This window comes from Xanthovirga aplysinae (assembly GCF_009711365.1).
Lineage (GTDB): Bacteria > Bacteroidota > Bacteroidia > Cytophagales > Cyclobacteriaceae > Xanthovirga > Xanthovirga aplysinae.
In genome coordinates, this window is sequence record NZ_SMMB01000828.1 from 1 (window position 1) to 4413 (window position 4413).

The following is a 4413-nucleotide window of genomic DNA, read 5'->3' on the forward strand; positions in this document are numbered from 1 at the left end:
AACTTGCCTAAAGCGGAATTAATTAAAAAAATAAGGATCCCATGTATCATCATTTGCCAAATAGCGCCAAAATGCTTTTTGATCATATTCGTCAGGAGTTGATTTCCTATTATGGAGAACAAGAAGCACAAAGCATGACATTCTGGCTAATGGAGGAGATTCTAGATTGTTCTCGTAATGATGTGCTTATAGATAAAATATTAGAAGTAAGCGAGGAAAAAGAGTTAAAGTTGACCACTGCCACCCAAAGACTTAAGGGACATGAGCCTATTCAATATATTTTAGGAGAGACAGAGTTTTACGGGCGAAAATTCTCGGTAAATGAACATGTTTTGATTCCTAGACCTGAAACCGAAGAATTAGTGCATAAAATAATTGCCGACAACCCCATTCCGGAACTGCAAATCTTAGATATCGGAACGGGTAGTGGTTGCATTCCGGTTACCTTGCAAAAGGAAATGAAGAAACCTGAAGTTTTTGCCTTGGATGTTTCAGAAGAAGCATTGAAAGTGGCCAAGGAGAATATCATGAGAAATCATGCCCAGGTTGAATTATTACATCTAGATATTTTAAAAGAAAATCTGCCCCTGCAGAATTTAGACATTATTGTCAGTAACCCTCCCTATGTATTGGAATCGGAGAAAAAGCTGATGCACCCCAATGTTTTGAAACATGAACCTTCTCTGGCTCTTTTTGTAGACGATGAACACCCGCTCTTATTTTACCGCAAGATTACACATGTGGCTACTCAAAGTTTAAAAAGGGGAGGAAAACTTTATTTCGAGATCAATGAGGCATTTGGTAAGGAAACAGCAGCCCTTTTGCAAGCTGCAAAGTTTCAAGAAATAGAGATTATCCAGGATTTGCAAGGAAAAGACCGATTTGTAACGGGGAAAAAGACCTAAGAAGGCCTTCGGAAAGGGCAATCATACGAACAAAAATAACCCATCTCCTGAAACTTAATTGAAAAGGGTCACAAATTGATAATCTAAAGAAAAATGGAAATGAGAAAAGAAAATCCAGGTTTTTATTCTCATTTCCTAATTATTTAAATTCCCTCTGCTTCAACAGCATTTACCTCATTTGGAAGCATTCGCTTTAATAAGTTCTCAATACCTGATTTTAAAGTGACTGTTGATGAAGGACAACCACTACAAGCACCTTGCAGTAAAACTTTCACCACTCCCTCCTTATAGGAATGAAAAGTAATAGCACCCCCATCAGATTCCACAGCTGGGCGAATATATTCATCAAGAATGCCTTTAATCTTTTTAACCGTTTCGGAATCTTCTTCATTTATCTCTACTTCCTCACGAAGTGCTTCAGGAATAATGATTTCCTTATTTTCTTCCAGATAACCTTTGATAAAGTCTTTAAGCTCTGTTCTAATCTCCTCCCAATCTTTACCTTCAGCCTTAGTAATAGTCACAAAGTTGCTCATGAAGAAAACCCTCTCCACATAAGAAAAAGATTGAAAAATCACCTTAGCTAAAGGGGAGTGTTCAGCACTTTCCAGATTTGGGTAATCGTAACTCACTCCATCTGGTAACAACATGAAATTAGCCACGAACTTCATTGAATTTGGGTTCGGGTTAGCTTCCATGTATATATTTACATTTCGTTTTTGCTTATCGTTGTTTATAGTTTGCATAAATCTTAACTTTTTGACTATGGTATCTTTATGTCGGTGTAAAGGTAAATAAAAATTGATTAATAATTCTGAGTCTCAGCTGTCAGTACCTCTATCAAGAGCAAAGGAAAAACGAATGATCAATATAAAAAGTACCCTTTAATCCATTCGCTTATTTCTTTAAAAGCAGGAAAAGTAAGTCCACTTCAAGATAAGTTGTCATTTGAAAGCGGGCCCCTTTCACAATTTATTTTTCATTATAATATAAATTAATCACTTAACTCCTTTCTCTTTTTTCCTTATATTGAAAATAAAAGACAGAGAAAAAAAGCACAACCTCCTTAAGTCCACCCTACAATATTAATGCTCTAAAATGGAACCAAAATCTCGCCTACAAAAAGAAGCACTTCCCTCTTTACCTTTAGATGAATGGGAAAAAACCAAAATGACCTTCCATCTTTTTTTGCAAATAATTGGAAAAATTCGTCTCCAATTTAGTCCACGAAAGAATCACTGGTGGAATGTAACTCACTATGTAAATACGAGAGGACTGACGACTTTTTCAATTCCCTATGCCAATGGTACGGAAGTTTTTGAAATGAGTTTTGATTTAATCGATCATCAATTTATTATTCAAACAAGTAAAGGAGAAAAAGCTATCCATGACCTGTATGATGGCTTAAGCGTCGCTGATTTTTACCATTGGGTTGTCGATACTTTAAAACATGTCGGAATAGAAGTAAAAATTCAGGATAAACCTTTTGACCTCCCGGCAAAGGGGCATTTTCGAGAAATTAAGGAATGGGCATCCTATCAAAAGGAATATATGCATAGGTTTTGGCGTATTTTGTTATGGGTTGACGGAGTGTTTAAAGAATTTAGCGGCCGATTTTATGGAAAAACCTGCCCTGCCCATATCTACTGGCATCATATGGACTTAGCCATGACACGCTTTTCGGGAAGAAAGGGTCCTAGGATGGAAAGCGATTCTATTGTAGAAAAGGAAGCATATTCCCATGAAGTGGTCAGTTTTGGCTTTTGGGCAGGAGATGATCAAGTGCGAGAACCCGCCTTTTATTCCTATACCTATCCTTTGCCGAAAGGAATTGACCAACAACCTTTACAGCCAAAAACAGCACAATGGGTAGAAAGCAATGGTAGCCCCATGGCCTTTTTAACCTATGATAAACTTAGGCAATCAGATAATCCTCGTCAAGACTTATTGGATTTTATGGAAAGTGCTTACCAAGCGGGAGGTTCTTTAGCAGGTTGGAATCTGGAGGAAATGAAGGCACCTCCTCTCAAGGAAATGTAAAAAGGATTGAGGTTACTTTCAGACCTCAATCCTTTTTGCTTATTTATTGGTCATCCCTTTTAAAGGTCACTATATAATTTCCATTTGTATTATCATATACTTTGAAGGAAAGTGTTTTGCTATCATAGTTTACATAAACAGGATTATTCAAATCTGTAAAAGTAGAGAAATCCGGCAGCTTGTAGTAGTAGCTATCAAAGTAAAAATAGTTTCCATCCTTATAGATATAAAAGTCCGAAACTAGTATGTTTTTATCATTATTAGGATGACCTGAATCTATGTAGCTACTTGTATTGGTATTATCATCAAAGGTTATCACTAAATTCCCGCTACTATTAATATCCAGTTTGTTTATCGGGAATGGCACTTCCACATCATTATCATTTACTGCAGATTGAAATTTCCAACTGCCCACAAATGGCAAATTTTTTCTTTGGATTCTTGTATGAAATATTTCCTCTTCAGAAGGATAGATATAAATATTACCTACATTTTCAGTTATCCCATTTATATTTTTGTAAATATAGTATTGTCCAGCTGGAAGGTCCTCAAAATTTACAACTCCTTCTTGGGCGGAGGCTTTGTAAACTATTTGCTCCCATATTTCCTCCAACGAGAGGTGACGGTACTCTTCGTTATCATTATTACTAGGCGCAAGCCCAAAATCAATTTTTAATTCTGGGTTAATATAATCAGTGTCAATAAGTTTGTCTTTACTATTGGTCAGGTGAATAATTAGATCCCCAATCTGGGCTTCAATTTCCAATACCAAGCTAAGCTCTATTGTCTGGTTATCTATTACCTGAATTTGTTTAAGGGAATTATATTCCCTACCATTTATCATATAAGTGGTATATGCAGTATAGTAGCCCTTTTGAAGGTAGTCCACATTGATAACCCCAGTTTCGTCGGTAGTGTATTGGAATAGTGGGACAGAATAATCTGAATAATAATTTGAAAAGTTATCAAAAATCTGAACTGTTACATTGCTTATTGCATTCCCTTCTTGATCCTCCACATGGAGAATTAGCGAAGGTACATCAGTAGTGTTAAGAGTGATGGTTAATTCATTAATTTGCCCGCTAATTACCCGAATCTGCTTTAAGGATGCATATTCCTTACCATCAACCACATAGGAAACATACGCGATATAAGCACCCTCCAAAATTTGTTCAACAGCAATTAAACCTGATTCATCAGATTTAAATTCGAACAGAGGGGCATAATTTTCTATGTCCAACTCATAGCTTACATTAGTATCATATATTTGAATACTGGCATCACTTAGTGCTTTTCCATCTTGATTCTCAACCTGTAGCAGTAAAGAAGAAATCCCATCAATAGGGTCATCATCTTTTTTACAGGCGGTTAAACAACTAAGGATTAAGATAAATACAAAAAATGGTAAAATCTTTTTCATTTAATTTTAATTAAATTTATAGGTTTAGGGAAGGCGCAAAAATAGTAT

General features: G+C 36.0%; 4 protein-coding genes. 2 read left to right on the forward strand and 2 right to left on the reverse strand.

The annotated features are described in order from the left end of the window. Positions 1–41 precede the first annotated feature (41 nt). Positions 42–905 carry a peptide chain release factor N(5)-glutamine methyltransferase gene (gene prmC / locus E1171_RS06335; protein WP_246164202.1) on the forward strand — a complete coding sequence of 288 codons (864 nt, stop codon included), beginning with the start codon at positions 42–44 and terminating at the stop codon, positions 903–905. Between the two features lie 143 nt (positions 906–1048). Here prmC and E1171_RS06340 read toward each other — a convergent pair whose 3' ends face one another. Then, positions 1049–1651, reverse strand: a complete 603-nt coding sequence (locus E1171_RS06340; RefSeq protein ID WP_155205171.1) for a NifU family protein — start codon at positions 1649–1651, stop codon at positions 1049–1051. A gap of 352 nt (positions 1652–2003) precedes the next feature. Here E1171_RS06340 and E1171_RS06345 point away from each other — a divergent pair, with 352 nt between their 5' ends. Further along, positions 2004–2945, forward strand: coding sequence for a DUF5996 family protein (locus tag E1171_RS06345; RefSeq protein ID WP_155205172.1), 942 nt, complete (start codon positions 2004–2006; stop codon positions 2943–2945). Positions 2946–2988: 43 nt separating this feature from the next. Here E1171_RS06345 and E1171_RS06350 read toward each other — a convergent pair whose 3' ends face one another. Next, a complete protein-coding gene (locus E1171_RS06350) occupies positions 2989–4365 on the reverse strand; it encodes a SpaA isopeptide-forming pilin-related protein (protein WP_155205173.1) in 1377 nt (458 codons plus the stop codon). Between the last annotated feature and the right edge of the window lie 48 nt (positions 4366–4413).